The organism is Desulfobaculum xiamenense (assembly GCF_011927665.1).
GTDB classification, from domain to species: domain Bacteria; phylum Desulfobacterota; class Desulfovibrionia; order Desulfovibrionales; family Desulfovibrionaceae; genus Desulfobaculum; species Desulfobaculum xiamenense.
The window spans coordinates 521,940-534,740 of sequence record NZ_JAATJA010000002.1; the positions used below are offsets into that span (position 1 = coordinate 521,940).

Here is a 12,801-nt window from a genome sequence, read left to right on the forward strand (position 1 = left end):
TCTCGTCCCTTGGCCGCTAGGACGCGCCCTGTGCGGTTTCCGCGTAGTAGTTGATGTGGGCGCTCGGGCTCAGGTAGGCGAAGACCTCGCGGGAAAGCTCTTCGGGGCGTAGCGTGCTGGTGATTTCGAGGTCCTTTTCGATGACGAGGTCCACCATGAGCGCCTCGGCGCGGGGGACCATGGGGTGGTGCATGAGCACCGTTGGCCGCGCGGCGTGGGCGGGTGTGGACGAGATGACCATGCCCTGCTGGCCGTTGGACAGCTCGACGATGGTCCCCGGCGGATAGACGCCCATGTTGCGGATGAATAGGGACAGGATGCGCTGGTCCAGCGTGTTGCGCTGGCGGGCGTAGAGACTGCGCAGTGCGTCGTGGGGGGTGAGCGGCGTGGCCTCGCGGTCGTTGATGAGGTGCTCGAAGGCGTTGACCACGGCCACCACGCGGGCCAGCGGCGAGATGGACTGGCCGGAGAGGCCTTCCGGATAGCCGGAGCCGTCCATGCTCTCGTGATGCTGGAGGACGACCTTGACCGCTGCGGCCGGAAAATTTGCGAAGTCGTCCACGAGGCGCGCGCCGAGTACGGGGTGTTCCTTGCGGTAGCGGGCGATGGCCGCGTTCATGGATGTGCCGCTCTTGCCGCTGACCACGTGCATGGGCATGCGGCCCTTGCCGATATCGTGGAATAACGCGCCGAGGCCGAGGGCCTGCATGGCCTCGGGACGAAGCCCCAGATCCTTGCCGACCATGAGCGCGAGCACGGTGACGTTCAGCGCGTGGTAGTTGCGCGTTTCCTCGCTGGGCTTGGCTCCCATGAGGGTGAGCACGGTGTCGCGCTGGTCGAGGAAGGTGTCCACGAGTGCGCCCACCACCTGTGCGGCCTCGGCCGCAGCCTCGCCGGAGCGGGCGCTGGCCCGGCGCAGGATGGTCACCACGCTGGACATGGTCTTTTCGTAGCGGCGTTCGCAGTGCTGGTAGGCGCGGCGGCGCTCGCGGTTGCGCTCCACGGTTTCGCGCCGAAGGCCGAGCAGTTCGGCGGAGACGGGCGTGCGCTCCTGCTCTGCGGTGGGGGCGTCTGGCGAATCGGCTGGTGGGACCTGTTGTGCGGCGTCTGGCGAGGGGAGCGGCATGCGGTCCGACTTTTCGAGGATGCATACGACCTGCGTGATGCCTGCCCTGCGGATGGCCTCAATGTCGTCCGTTCCGGCTATCTTGAAGGACTGCCGCTTGGCGAAGCCGGAGCCTATCTTGCGGTCGAGACGCACGAACAGCCCCTCCACGAGCTGATCAACGGTCACGACGTATTGGGTCTCCACGAATTGCCCTCCTCGATGCCATGCGCCGCGCGAATCAGGATCATCGATTCTACCGATATTCAATACAATTGACTACGTGCACGCTGGTGTCATGTCAATGCCGTGGGTTTTGTCCTCCGGAGCCTCTTGCGCGCTCATCATGCGCTCGTAGTGGCCGCCCCAGTTGCCCAGTGCGTCCAGCGCGGGCATGATGCTCGCTCCGAGGTCCGTCAGCGAGTATTCCACGCGCGGGGGAACCTCGGGGTACACCACGCGCTGCACCATGCCGTCGGCCTCCAGTTCGCGAAGCTGGCGGGTGAGCATCTTCTGCGTGATGTTCGGCATGCTGCGCCGGAGTTCGCTAAAGCGCAGCGTGCCGCCGCGGTGCAGGTGGAAGATGATGATGGGCTTCCACTTGCCGCCGATGACCTGAATCGACAGTTCTACGGGGCAATAGTAGCTCTTCGTTCCGCATTGCCGCAGGGGGCAGGCGGTGTGGTTCTTCATGGGCTTCCTCAGGGATAGTGTCGTGATGGTGGGCGTGGCGGGTTGTCGCTCGCGCTGGGTATGCGGTATCCAAAAGGATACTACATGTCGAAAAAGTACCTTCTTGCAATCCGGAAACCTTTAGCCGAGAAGATACCGACTGTAAACGTGGCCGCTTGCGCGGCCCGGAAAGGGAGGATTCGTCATGAATGTTCTGGAAGCCATCGCCACGCGGCGCAGCATCCGCAAGTTCACGGACCAGCCGGTGAGCGCGGACGATCTGCGCGCCATCCTCGAAGCGGCCATGACCGCCCCCAGCGCGGGCAACGCCCAGCCGTGGCACTTCGTGCTCATCACGGACAGGGAGCGCCTTGACGCCATTCCCGACTGGCATCCCTATTCGGCCATGTGCCGTCAGGCGCAGGCGGCCATTCTCGTGTGCGCAGAGCCTGCCCTTGAAAAGTATCCGGGATACTGGGTTCAGGATTGCTCCGCCGCGACCATGAGCATCCTGCTTGCCGCGCATGGGCTGGGCCTTGGCGCGGTGTGGTGCGGCGTGCATCCCGACGAGGCGCGGGCCGAGGCGGCGCGGGCCGCGTATGGCCTCCCGGCCGGGATCATGCCGTTCGCCCTGGTGCCCATCGGACACCCCGATCAGCCCAGCGGAACGCGCGAGCGCTTCCGGGAGGAACGCATCCATCGCGGTCAGTGGTAGTTTCCTGCGGAAAAATGGTCTGAACCCTTGAAAAATTGATGCGCTGCGAGCAATGTACCGCAACGTCCGCGCAGGCATGCTGGGGGCTGTCGCATGGCGTCCGGGAGGGCGCTACGCGGTGGTGCTCCGCATCTGGCGCGAGGGGGTGTGGCACTGCATCCATCTGGAAATGATGATGCATTGTTCGCGAAGTGTGCTATGGTGTTCGGCAGGTTTGCGGGCGTGACGCCGCCGGTTCGCATGTGGCCGGGGGAACGTCCGCGATGTTCGGGGGTTGTACGTCCTGCCGAGCTTGTCCGGTTTGACATATCGGGGAGAGACCATTCGAAAGGAGACGCGCCATGAGGGAATCGCTGGGAGCATTGAACGCGTTGTACCCGTCGCTGACGGTTTTGGCGGGCGCGGTCGTCAACGGCCGCGAGAACTTCATCACCATCGCCCACGTCGGAATTCTGAACCACGGCAAGACGCCCTACATTTCGGTGAGCATCGCCAAGGAGCACCACACGACGAAGGGCATCCACGCCCATCGCGCCTTCAGCGTGAACATCCCCGGCGAGAATCTCGTGGCCGAAACGGATTACTGCGGTCTCGTCTCCGGCAAGACCTCCGACAAGGCCGCGCTGTTCGACATCTTCTACGGCGAGACGGATTTCGCCCCCATGATCCGCCAGTGCCCGGTGTGCATGGAATGCCGTCTGCACAGCGTCATCGACCTCAATTCCCATGACGTGTTCGTGGGCGAGGTGGTGCGCACCCACGCCAACCCGGATGTTCTCACCAACGGCAAGGTCGATATCACCAAGCTTAGACCTCTGCTGTTTGACATGGCCTCCAAGAAGTACTGGTCCATCGGCCAGCCCGTCGCCGACTGCTGGAGCATCGGCAAGACGATCAAGGACAGGACGTAGCGGCGCCGTTGTCGCGCCGCCGCAAAGGAGCATTGGAGATATGAAGAAGTCCCTCGGAGCCAAGACCCTGGCCTTCCCCACGCCCGCATGGGCCGTGGCCACCTACGACGCCAACGGCAAGCCCAACGCCATGCTTGCCGCATGGGCCGGTCTGTGCTGCTCCAAGCCGCCGTGCGTGGCGGTGTCCCTGCGTGCGGCGACGCATTCCCACGGTGCCATCGTGGCCCGCAAGGCCTTCACCGTGAACGTGCCCTCCGCTGCCTACGTGAAGCAGGCCGACTACCTCGGCATCGCCTCCGGGCGCGACGCGGATAAGTTCAAGACTGCCGGGCTCACCCCTGTGGCCAGCGAATTGGTGGATGCGCCCTACATCGCGGAGTTTCCCCTCGTGCTCGAATGCCGTCTGCTGCAGACTGTGGAGATCGGTCTGCATACGCAGTTCATTGGCGAGATCGTGGACGTGAAGGCCGACGACAACGTGCTGAACGAGCTTGGCGATCTGGACATGGACCGCCTGCGTCCCGTGGTCTTCGGCCCCGGAACCCGCCACTACTACGGCGTTGGCGAGTTCCTCGGCAAGGCCTTCTCCATCGGGCGCGACCTCTAGCCCATTTTCGGCGGCCGGGCATCTGCACCGGCCGCCGTTTTCCCTTCCCGTTCGCGCCATGCGCCGCCACGATCCCCGTTGCCTTTTCCACGGTCCCGGCGTAACCATCCACTCATGAAGAAGTCCACCCTCTCCCTGTTCCGCCGCGCCGCCGTCGTGCGCGCAGCATGCGTTGTCGCGGTCGTTTTCGGCATGGCCCTCGCCGGTTGTCAGCCGGCGCGTCAGCCCGCGCATCCGGAACCGCCGGTCCGCGATCTGGTCGATCTGCCCCAGTCTGCATGGGGCTATGTGGACCCCGAGCGCGCTGCCGAACCGCTGCTGGCCCCGGAGGAGGCGTCCCGTCAGGCGGCCGAACTGCTGCGCCTGTGGTTTTCCCCGTGGCATCGGACCGCACCCGCCGCAAAGGCCGAACATGTGTTCGCCTACCTCGGCACCGATCCCGACCGCCTCTTCGGAGAGGACACGCGAGCCCTCGGCAGGCCGTGGCTTGCGCGCATGACCGCCAATGCCGACGCCGCCGCGTATCCCAATGCGGGTTATCCGGCCATAGCTGTGCGGCACAGTTCCCTGCGCGCGTTGCCCACGCTGCGGCCCGCGTTTCGGGATTCCGCCCTTCCCGGCGAGGGGTGGCCCTTCGACATGCTTCAGAACAGCGGCGTGTGGGCGCAGACGCCGCTCTACGTGAGTCACGTCTCTCGCGATGGGGCGTGGGTGATGGCCGAGACGCATTTCGCCTCGGGCTGGATGCCTGCGTCGGATGTGGCTCCGGTGGACGCGCAGGTGATGGCGGCCTTTGAGGAGTGGCCCATGGCCGCCTTCGTGCGCGACCACGTGTCCGTCATCGACACGGCAGGGGCCTTCCGCTTCGAGGGCAGGGTGGGCATGCTGCTGCCGCTGGTGGGCGAGTGCGAGGACCAGTGCGACGTGCTTCTGGCCGTGCGCGGTGAACTCGGGCGCGCTGTTCTGGCCACGGCGGAGATTTCCTCCACCGTGGTGGCGAGCTATCCGCAGATTCCCACGCAGGGGGCGTTGGCCCACGTGGCCGACGAGATGCTTGGTCAGTCCTACGGCTGGGGCGGCCTGTACGAGGACCGGGACTGCTCGGCCACGCTCATGGACCTGTTTGTGCCCTTCGGCATCCGTCTGCCGCGCAACTCCTATAGCCAGTCCCGCGCGGGCACCTTCGTCTCCTTCGACGGGCTTGATGCGCAGCAGCGAACGCAGCTCATCGAGCGCGACGGCGTGCCGTGGATGACGCTTTTGTGGCGTCGGGGGCACATCATGCTCTATGTCGGTTCGCGGCAGGGGCGACCCGCCATCCTGCATACCATGTGGGGCGTGAAGATCGAGGATTCGCAGGGCCGCGAGGCGCGGCGCGTGGTGGGGCGCACGGTGGTGACGTCCCTTGCTCCGGGCGAGGAATTGCCCGAACTGGTGCGCCCTGCCGGCATCATGCTCAACGTCCTCGGTGGCATGACCATGCTCCCGCCCAAGGTCGCGCCCAAGCCGCAGGTGGTGGATGGCGTTTCCGCGGAGTTGACGCGATGAGCGGGGGACTTCGTGATTTTCCGCTGGCCCTCGCCGCCCCTGACGGCGCGGTTGAGACCATAGGCACCGATCTCGTGGAACTCGCCCTTGATGCGTCGCGCCGCAGTCCGCGTGGGCGCATCATCCAGCCGCTGCACCGCACACAGGACGACGCCCTGCATCGCATGCTCAACGCCGTGCAGCCCGGCTCCTACGTGCGGCCCCATCGCCATGTGGATCCGCCCAAGGCCGAGTCCTTCGTGGTGCTACGTGGTGCCATACGCTTCGTGACCTTTTCCGGCGATGGTCAGGTGGACCGTTGCCTCACCGCCCGGGCCGGGGGCGAGGTGTTCGGCATCGACGTGGTCCCCGGCGTGTACCACTGCTTCTATGCCCTCGAACCGGATACGCTGGTCTTCGAGGTGAAGCCCGGCCCCTACACCCGCGCCACGGACAAGGACTTCGCATTGTGGGCTCCTGCGGAGGGGACCGACGCGGCACATGGGTATTTCGACGCACTGGTGCGCCAGACCATGGAATGACGCGCCGGGAGTGGCGCGGTTTCGATTTTGTGGCTGATACGACACGGCCCCGGCTCGAAGGAGTCGGGGCCGTGCCGTTTTGTGATCGGGAAACGGGCCTTGGCGCGGCTCAGACGGGGAGCGGATTCGCGTCATCGAGCAGGGTTTCCGCCACGGTTCGGAATTCATTTTCCGTTGCGAGGAAGGCGTCCACGACGTCGGGGTCGAAGTGGCGGCCGCGTTCGGCGATGATGACCTCACGCGCCTTGTCGTGACTCATGGCCTGCTTGTAGACGCGCGGGGAGGTGAGGGCGTCGTAGACGTCGGCAAGAGCCATGATGCGCCCGGAAAGCGGAATGTGCAGGCCCTGTATGCCGCGCGGATAGCCCGTGCCGTCCCAGCGCTCGTGGTGCGTCCAGGCGATGTCCTCGGCAGTGCGCAGGAAGGAGTTCATGCCCAGCAGTCTGCATGATTTGCGAAGCGCCTCGCGGCCGAGTTCCGCGTGGGTTTTCATGATGTCGAATTCCTCGGGCGAAAGTCTGGCGGGCTTGAGGAGGACGGCGTCCGGGATGCCGACCTTGCCGATGTCGTGCAGTGGCGCGGAGTTGGCAATGCGGTGGATGTGCGTGCGAGTGAGGATGCTCCGGTAACGGGGCGAGCGCGCGAGGGTTTCGGCGAGGATGCGCACGTAGTGGCGCGTGCGCAGGATGTGGTGCCCGGTGTCGTTGTCGCGGGTTTCAGCCAGCGAGGCCAGCCCGATGATCGTTGCCGCCTGCGTGCGGTCGAGGGAGTCATGCGTGGCGTTGCGGTCCTGCTGGAGGGCGCAGAACACGAAGAGCGTGGCCGACTTGATGGCGGTGTACACCTGCACGAGCAGGATGCCGGTGTCCGTCGGGTACGGCGCGAAGACGCCGACGCCGTGCAGGGTGCCGACGATGGCGATGCCCGACGACAGAAGCACGAACAGCGAGATGGACGTCGGCCCGAGGCGCAGGCAGGCCCAGAAGGAGAGCGGCAGCAGGAAGAACAGCAGCGGATACGTGCTGATGTCGTGCAGGATGAACGTCGTAAACAGGAGCAGGCTGAAGCATATTTCCAGACTGAACAGCACGATGTCGCCGAGGGTGGGGCGTCTGCTCAGCGTGCGCCGAGGCATTCGCAACACCTCGATGAGCGCCGGGGCGATGGTGAGGATGCTCGTGAAATCCGTCAGAAACCAGATGAGCGTCCGTTCGAGGGCGTAGAGCGGCGGCTGGTGCTGCGGGATCGCGACGATGAGCATGGACAGCACGGCTGTGCCAAGGGAAGGGAGCGCCGCGCCGATGCCCATGAACGACAGCGTGTTGCGCACGGTGCCGAGCAGTGTTGCGTTGTCCATGTGCCGCCGCAGGAGCCGAATGGCCGCGTAGGGCAGAAACGTGTCTGCGATGGGCGCTATGAAGGCGAGGGCCGTCGGCGGGGACTGCATGAGTAGCGCGGCGGCGAGCGATCCGGCAAGGGCCGAGGGCAGTGCCCGCGAGCCGTAGACCCAGTAGCATCCGAACAGCCAGCCAGCAGACGGCCATAGCGGTGCCACATCTCCCCGCAGTGGCACGGAGAAGAGGCTCAGGCAGCCGAGGATGAGGCAGCCTCCGCCCGTGACGAGCGAAATGAGCGCCAGTCTGAGCATGTAATGTGGCTTGAATCGGGAGGCCACGAGAGTGGCGCGCGGCAGGCGGGATGTCGGCACGGCGGCGTTATCCGGTCATTTTCGAATGAAGTCAACCAAATGATTGAGTGTACAATCATTAGCGGTGCCGCGATATGTCGCGGATAGGGCTTCAGTCCCGTAAATGCGAAGCGGCCCGACGTTCTGGGAACGTCGGGCCGCGTTGATATCGTGCGGAAGGCTATTCGTCGCCGGTGGGGCCTTTGGCCGCCCGGTCCCGTTTGGGATAGATGATGACCCTCTTGAGGGGGCCGTCTCCCTTGGAACGGGTCTGGACGGTCTCGTCATCCTGAAGAGCGAGATGCACGAGCCTACGATGGTACGACGACAGGGGTTTGGTGCTCTGCGTGCGGCCGAGGGAGCGGGCCTTGTCGGCCAGGTGCAGGGCCATCTTGCGCAGGTTGTCGTCCTGCTTATCGCGGTAGTCGCCTGCGTCGAGGTGCACGCGGACCGGCGTGTCGAAGCGCCGCGCCACGATGCGGTTGGCGATGTACTGCATGGCTGCGATGGTCTGTCCTTCGCGGCCGATGATCAGCCCGGAGCTGGCCTCGTCCTCGATGCGGACCTTCACCCGGCCGGATTCGTGACTGACCGTCAGCCGTGGGTCGCTGGCCAGCGGCCTCAGCAGTTCGGTCATGATTTCGAGGGCCGTGGATTCGAGCTGTTCGGGCGTGGGCGCGGGCAATTGGCTGGCCACACGGGGCGTGGGAGCCGGGGCCGCTTCGGTCGCTTGTGCCGGAGCCGGACGTGGGGCGGGTGCCTGCGCGGGGCGTTCGGTGCGGGGTGCGGGTGCGCCCTGCTCGATGCGCGGGGCCTGCGCGGGGCGCTCGGCGCGGGGCTGGGCCTCGCTGCGCATGGCGCGTGGCGAGGAACTCTGCGGTGTCGGTGCGGCTACGGGTGCCTGCTCCGCCGGTTTGGGCGCTGCGGGAGCGGGCGTCTCTTTAGGCGTTGGTACTGGCCTTTCGGCCGGGCGCTGCTCGGTGGCGCGAGGACGCGCGGATTCGGTCTCCTTCGGAGCGGGAGACTGGGGAGCGCCGAGAGTGGAACGGCGAAGTTCCTTCAGGAATTCGTCGCCGTCGAGAAGCGTGCGTTCGGTTCCGAGTGTTCTGCGGCGTGCGTTGACGCGCGCGTTCTTTTTCCCGAGGCCGAAGATGCCGCGGGAGCCGCCGTCCATGATCTCGATTTCGAGCTTGTCGCGCTCCACGCCGAAGTGGCGGCAGGCCTCCTCGATGGCTGCGTCGACGGTCTTACCCTCAAACTCCTTATATTCCGTCATGTGGTCTCCTGGTATGGACGAGACCGGCCGTGCAACCCTTTGAGTTGGCGGGGCGCGGTGCGCCCCGCCAACGGAGATATCGGGCTACGTCTAGGCCTTGCGCAACATCATCCACTGCTGGGCAATGGACAGGATGTTGTTCACGAGCCAGTAGACGACCAGTCCTGCGGGGAAGTTCAGGAACAGGAACGTGAAGATCACGGGCATGAAGAGCATCATCTTGGCCTGGGTCGGATCGCCGGGTGCAGGGGTCATCTTCTGCTGGAGGAACATGGAGGCGCCCATGATCAGCGGAGTGACGTAGAAGGGATCCTTGGCCGACAGGTCGGCCAGCCAGATGATGTCCGTGAAGGGCACGTGGGTGATGAAGGGCGCGTGGCGCAGTTCGATGGCACCCAGCAGAGCCTGATACAGACCGAAGAAGACGGGAATCTGGAGCATCATCGGCAGGCAGCCGCCAGCCGGATTCACCTTGTACGTCTTGTACAGGCGCATCATCTCCTCGTTCATCTTCTGGCGGTCATCCTTGTACTGCTCGCGGACCTTGGCCATGAGCGGCTGAATTTTCTTCATCTGATTCATGGACTTGTAGCTTTTGTGAGAGAGCGGCCAGAACACGATCTTGATGAGGATGGTCAGCAGGATGATGGCCACGCCCCAGTTCCCCACGAAGCCGTGGAAGAAGTGCAGGAGCTTGAGCAGCGGCTTGGAGAGCACGTCAAAGAAGCCGTAGGTCACGAGCTGGGACAGGCCGCCGGGGGCGGCGTCGAGGTACTGCTCCATGACCGGGCCGAAGTAGTAGCTGGTGGCGATCTCGCGGGCCGCGCCGGGGGCGAGGTCCACGGCCTCCTTGTCGAGCTGGAGGCGGAACAGGTCGCTCTGGAAATTGGTGCGCAGGGTCAGGTCGCCCGGTTCGGGGGCGACTGCCAGCGTGAAGTAGTTGCTCTGCACCGCGCCCCACTGCACGCCGTCGGTCAGCTTGATGCCCTTGGCGAGGTCGTCGCGGTCGCTCTCGTTGTCCACGCCGTCGCTGGTGAGGAAGGAGACGCGCGTGGGATTGTAGCGGTCTTCCTTGCCGGTCAGGTCTGCGGAGGCGATGGCGAAGCCGAGGCGTCCGGACTGCGGCGTGGTGGAGGTGTTGGTCAGGCTGACCTTCTCGTTGATGAGGTAGTTGTCGGCCTGGAAGGAGAAGGTGCGGTGGATGAGCAGATCGCCCACCTGACCGGTGAAGGTCAGGCTGCCGTTATTGTCCACGAGCAGGCTCAGGGAGTCGGCTTCGGGAGCGGCCCACTGACCGTCGCGCCAGGTTCCCTGTCCGTTCCACAGAAGCCCGAGGGTGCCACGGTTGATGGCGGCGTCGGACACGAGGTTCACGGGGCGGGAGCCGGGTTCGATGGTTTCCTTGTAGCGCTTCAGCTCGAAGGAGGTCAGCACGCCGCCTTCGGAGTTGAATATGGCCTTGTACAGAGGCGTCTCCACGACGACATCGCGTCCGGCGGAGGCCACGAAGGCCGGAGCCTCGGCGGGCACTGCGGGAGCGGTGGCGTCGGGGGCGGTGAGGGTCTGGGCCTGTTCGGTCTGGGTCTGATTGGTCTGCGCGGGGTTCTGGCCGGGCTGCGGGCCGAAGAAATAGCTCCAGACCACGAGCACGATCATGGACAGACCAACGGCAAGAATGACTCGCTTGTTATCCATTGGATGCACCTGCTAAACGATGGCGTTTGTGTGAGGGCGACTCTGCGGGCTGCCGTTTTGGCGGAACGGGGTCAAGACCGCCTTTGCAGAAGGGATGGCAGCGCAGAATGCGCCAGGCTGCAAGGAGACCGCCCCGGAGCGCGCCGTGCACGCGCACGGCCTCAAGGGCGTAAGAAGAACATGTGGGCACGAACCTGCAAGTCGGCGGGAAGAGCGGGGAGATACAGCGCTGATATGCGCGGATGAGCAGGATAAGAAGCGTGCGCATGATTCTATCGTTTCCGGGAGGAACTCCCCGTCGCGGCACATGGTGCCTTTTGGGCGTTGACCACGAGCGCGAGCAGTTCGTCCCGCACGGTCTGCATGAGCAGAGTCTTCGCGTCAACGTGGCGCTTGGGGACTACGACAAAATCCAGCGCAACGGAGATTCTCTCCTGATGCAACCGGAAGAACTCGCGCAACAGACGCTTGATGCGATTGCGTCTGACCGCGGACCCCACTTTCCTGCTCACGGCGAAGCCGGCGCGCCATACTCCTTCCGGAAAACCGGAGGGCAGCGCGAAAAGTAAAAAATGCCGTGAATGGTATCGCCGGCCTCGCTCGTAGCAGGCCAGGAACTCGGGGCGCCTGGTCAGGCGATGCGTGCGCGGGAAACTTAGACAGCTAATCTTTTGCGTCCCTTTGCGCGCCTGCGGCGCAGCACTGCACGGCCGTTCGCGCTGCGGGAACGGACCAGGAAACCGTGGGTTCTCTTACGCCGGGTCTTGCTCGGCTGGTATGTTCTTTTCATGATGATTTCTCCTTGGCAAAGCTAAACGATAGTAGGTACCCCCATGCCCCGCGAAAGTCAAGCCGCACGGCTTTCCGCGCGGGTGGGACCCTGCGTGTGCGGCGCGCGTTTCGCGACGCCTTGGCGCAGTGTGGTACCGATCTCGTCTTCTGGGGCAAGGGGCGCTATGTGCCTGAACGCGGAAGCGATGTCAAGCGAATGCATATCGCCAGCTTTACATCTAGGATTCGAGAAGGGATAGCGCCATGCGCGGAAGCGTGTTGGCCTGCGCCAGCATGGCTACTGCGGCGTTGGAAAGTATCTGGCTGCGGACGAAGGCGGTCATTTCCAGCGCCACGTCCACGTCGGAGATGCGCGATTCGGCGGCCTGAAGGTTTTCGGCCATGATGGCGAGATTGGTCACGGCGTAGAGGCGGTTTTCCAGCGCGCCGAGGTTGGCGCGGATGCGGTCCTTCGAGATGATGGCCGTGGTGAGCGCTGAGAGCGCGTTTTGCGCGGCGGACTGGGTGGAGATGCTCCGGCCCTGCGCGGAGGTGGCCGCGCCGGTGCCCATGCCCAGCGCGGAAGCGGTGATGTTGCCTATGCTGATGTAGTAGTAGTCCTCGGCGCAGTCGTTGGCCGTGCCGAAGTGGACCTTGAGCGGCCCGGTGGAGACGAGGGCGCTGCCAGAGTGCAGAGAGTTCTCGCCCGAGAGGTTGCCGTTGAGCAGGTGGATGCCGTTGAAGTCCGTGGCGTTGGCGATGCGCGAAATCTCGCTGGCCATGGCCTGATATTCGGAATCGATGATGAGCCGCTGGTCCGAGTTGTAGGTGCCGGATGCCGCCTGCTCGGCCAGTTCCTTCATGCGGGTGAGCTTTTCGTCGATGATCTGGGCCGCGCCGTCGGCGGTCTGAATAAGGGATATGGCGTCGTTGACGTTGCGGATGCCCTGATTCATGCTCGCGATGTCGGCACGCATCAGTTCGCGGATGGCGAGGCCCGCGGCGTCGTCCGCCGCGGTGGCGATGCGCAGCCCCGAGGACAGCTTGCGCACCGATCCCGCAAGGGACGTGAACGCAACGGACATGTTGCGTGCGGCGTTGGTCGCCATGAGGTTGTGCTGAATGATCAGTGACACGGGCACCTCCCGGTGTCGGTCGAACACGTCGTCCGGCCGATGTCGCGAACTGGTGGTCTTATCGGCAAAATCGGGGTGTGCCTTGAGGTCCGCCGCCGGGGTTTGCGGCGCGAAACCTTGACCGGACGGGGCTTCTGGGGCACTTCTTCCTTGCATG

14 protein-coding genes are annotated in these 12,801 nt (G+C 64.8%); 5 read left to right on the top strand and 9 right to left on the bottom strand.

Going from position 1 to position 12,801, the window contains the following annotated elements; genetic code table 11:
- Positions 1-16: 16 nt before the first annotated feature.
- Both GGQ74_RS10200 and GGQ74_RS10205 read right to left on the bottom strand, forming a co-directional pair.
- Positions 17-1,312, bottom strand: a complete 1,296-nt coding sequence (locus GGQ74_RS10200) for an HD domain-containing phosphohydrolase (protein ID WP_167941453.1) — start codon at positions 1,310-1,312, stop codon at positions 17-19.
- A gap of 72 nt (positions 1,313-1,384) precedes the next feature.
- A complete protein-coding gene (locus tag GGQ74_RS10205; RefSeq protein ID WP_167941454.1) occupies positions 1,385-1,798 on the bottom strand; it encodes a winged helix-turn-helix transcriptional regulator in 414 nt (137 codons plus the stop codon).
- Between the two features lie 184 nt (positions 1,799-1,982).
- On the opposite strand from GGQ74_RS10205, the gene GGQ74_RS10210 reads away from it, so the two are divergent.
- The 5 genes from GGQ74_RS10210 (at position 1,983) to GGQ74_RS10230 (ending at position 6,079) form a co-directional block, all read left to right on the top strand.
- Entirely contained in the window at positions 1,983-2,492 is a 510-nt protein-coding gene (locus tag GGQ74_RS10210; RefSeq protein ID WP_167941455.1) for a nitroreductase family protein, read from the top strand.
- Between the two features lie 341 nt (positions 2,493-2,833).
- Positions 2,834-3,403, top strand: a complete 570-nt coding sequence (locus tag GGQ74_RS10215) for a flavin reductase family protein (RefSeq protein WP_167941456.1) — start codon at positions 2,834-2,836, stop codon at positions 3,401-3,403.
- 40 nt (positions 3,404-3,443) lie between these two features.
- Complete coding sequence (locus GGQ74_RS10220; RefSeq protein ID WP_167941457.1) at positions 3,444-4,010, top strand: flavin reductase family protein; 567 nt, start codon at positions 3,444-3,446, stop codon at positions 4,008-4,010.
- Positions 4,011-4,124: 114 nt separating this feature from the next.
- Complete coding sequence (locus GGQ74_RS10225) at positions 4,125-5,558, top strand: SH3 domain-containing protein (protein ID WP_167941458.1); 1,434 nt, start codon at positions 4,125-4,127, stop codon at positions 5,556-5,558.
- Complete coding sequence (locus GGQ74_RS10230; RefSeq protein WP_167941459.1) at positions 5,555-6,079, top strand: WbuC family cupin fold metalloprotein; 525 nt, start codon at positions 5,555-5,557, stop codon at positions 6,077-6,079. Before GGQ74_RS10225 ends, GGQ74_RS10230 begins: the two co-directional genes overlap by 4 nt.
- A 109-nt stretch (positions 6,080-6,188) precedes the next feature.
- Here the strand turns inward: GGQ74_RS10230 and GGQ74_RS16180 are convergent, their stop codons facing one another.
- From GGQ74_RS16180 to GGQ74_RS10265, 7 genes are all read right to left on the bottom strand, one after another.
- Positions 6,189-7,787, bottom strand: a complete 1,599-nt coding sequence (locus tag GGQ74_RS16180; protein ID WP_209280150.1) for an HD domain-containing phosphohydrolase — start codon at positions 7,785-7,787, stop codon at positions 6,189-6,191.
- Positions 7,788-7,947: 160 nt separating this feature from the next.
- A complete protein-coding gene (jag, locus tag GGQ74_RS10240; RefSeq protein WP_167941460.1) occupies positions 7,948-9,042 on the bottom strand; it encodes an RNA-binding cell elongation regulator Jag/EloR in 1,095 nt (364 codons plus the stop codon).
- Positions 9,043-9,132: 90 nt separating this feature from the next.
- Positions 9,133-10,737 (bottom strand): membrane protein insertase YidC, encoded by a 1,605-nt coding sequence (yidC, locus tag GGQ74_RS10245; RefSeq protein ID WP_167941461.1) that lies wholly within the window; start codon positions 10,735-10,737, stop codon positions 9,133-9,135.
- On the bottom strand, positions 10,730-11,005 hold the full coding sequence (gene yidD, locus GGQ74_RS10250) for a membrane protein insertion efficiency factor YidD (RefSeq protein ID WP_167941462.1): 276 nt from the start codon (positions 11,003-11,005) through the stop codon (positions 10,730-10,732). The genes yidC and yidD overlap by 8 nt, the downstream gene beginning before the upstream one ends.
- A gap of 4 nt (positions 11,006-11,009) precedes the next feature.
- A complete protein-coding gene (gene rnpA / locus GGQ74_RS10255; protein WP_167941970.1) occupies positions 11,010-11,405 on the bottom strand; it encodes a ribonuclease P protein component in 396 nt (131 codons plus the stop codon).
- Entirely contained in the window at positions 11,393-11,527 is a 135-nt protein-coding gene (rpmH, locus tag GGQ74_RS10260; protein ID WP_167941463.1) for a 50S ribosomal protein L34, read from the bottom strand. Before rpmH ends, rnpA begins: the two co-directional genes overlap by 13 nt.
- A gap of 220 nt (positions 11,528-11,747) precedes the next feature.
- Entirely contained in the window at positions 11,748-12,644 is an 897-nt protein-coding gene (locus tag GGQ74_RS10265) for a flagellin N-terminal helical domain-containing protein (protein ID WP_167941464.1), read from the bottom strand.
- Between the last annotated feature and the right edge of the window lie 157 nt (positions 12,645-12,801).

Coding starts and splice junctions, on each gene's coding strand:
- GGQ74_RS10205 (WP_167941454.1), bottom strand. CDS start 1,798: ATGAAGAACCACACCGCCTGCCCCCTGCGGCAATGCGGAACGAAGAGC.
- GGQ74_RS10210 (WP_167941455.1), top strand. CDS start 1,983: ATGAATGTTCTGGAAGCCATCGCCACGCGGCGCAGCATCCGCAAGTTC.
- GGQ74_RS10215 (WP_167941456.1), top strand. CDS start 2,834: ATGAGGGAATCGCTGGGAGCATTGAACGCGTTGTACCCGTCGCTGACG.
- GGQ74_RS10220 (WP_167941457.1), top strand. CDS start 3,444: ATGAAGAAGTCCCTCGGAGCCAAGACCCTGGCCTTCCCCACGCCCGCA.
- GGQ74_RS10225 (WP_167941458.1), top strand. CDS start 4,125: ATGAAGAAGTCCACCCTCTCCCTGTTCCGCCGCGCCGCCGTCGTGCGC.
- GGQ74_RS10230 (WP_167941459.1), top strand. CDS start 5,555: ATGAGCGGGGGACTTCGTGATTTTCCGCTGGCCCTCGCCGCCCCTGAC.
- jag (WP_167941460.1), bottom strand. CDS start 9,042: ATGACGGAATATAAGGAGTTTGAGGGTAAGACCGTCGACGCAGCCATC.
- yidC (WP_167941461.1), bottom strand. CDS start 10,737: ATGGATAACAAGCGAGTCATTCTTGCCGTTGGTCTGTCCATGATCGTG.
- yidD (WP_167941462.1), bottom strand. CDS start 11,005: ATGCGCACGCTTCTTATCCTGCTCATCCGCGCATATCAGCGCTGTATC.
- rpmH (WP_167941463.1), bottom strand. CDS start 11,527: ATGAAAAGAACATACCAGCCGAGCAAGACCCGGCGTAAGAGAACCCAC.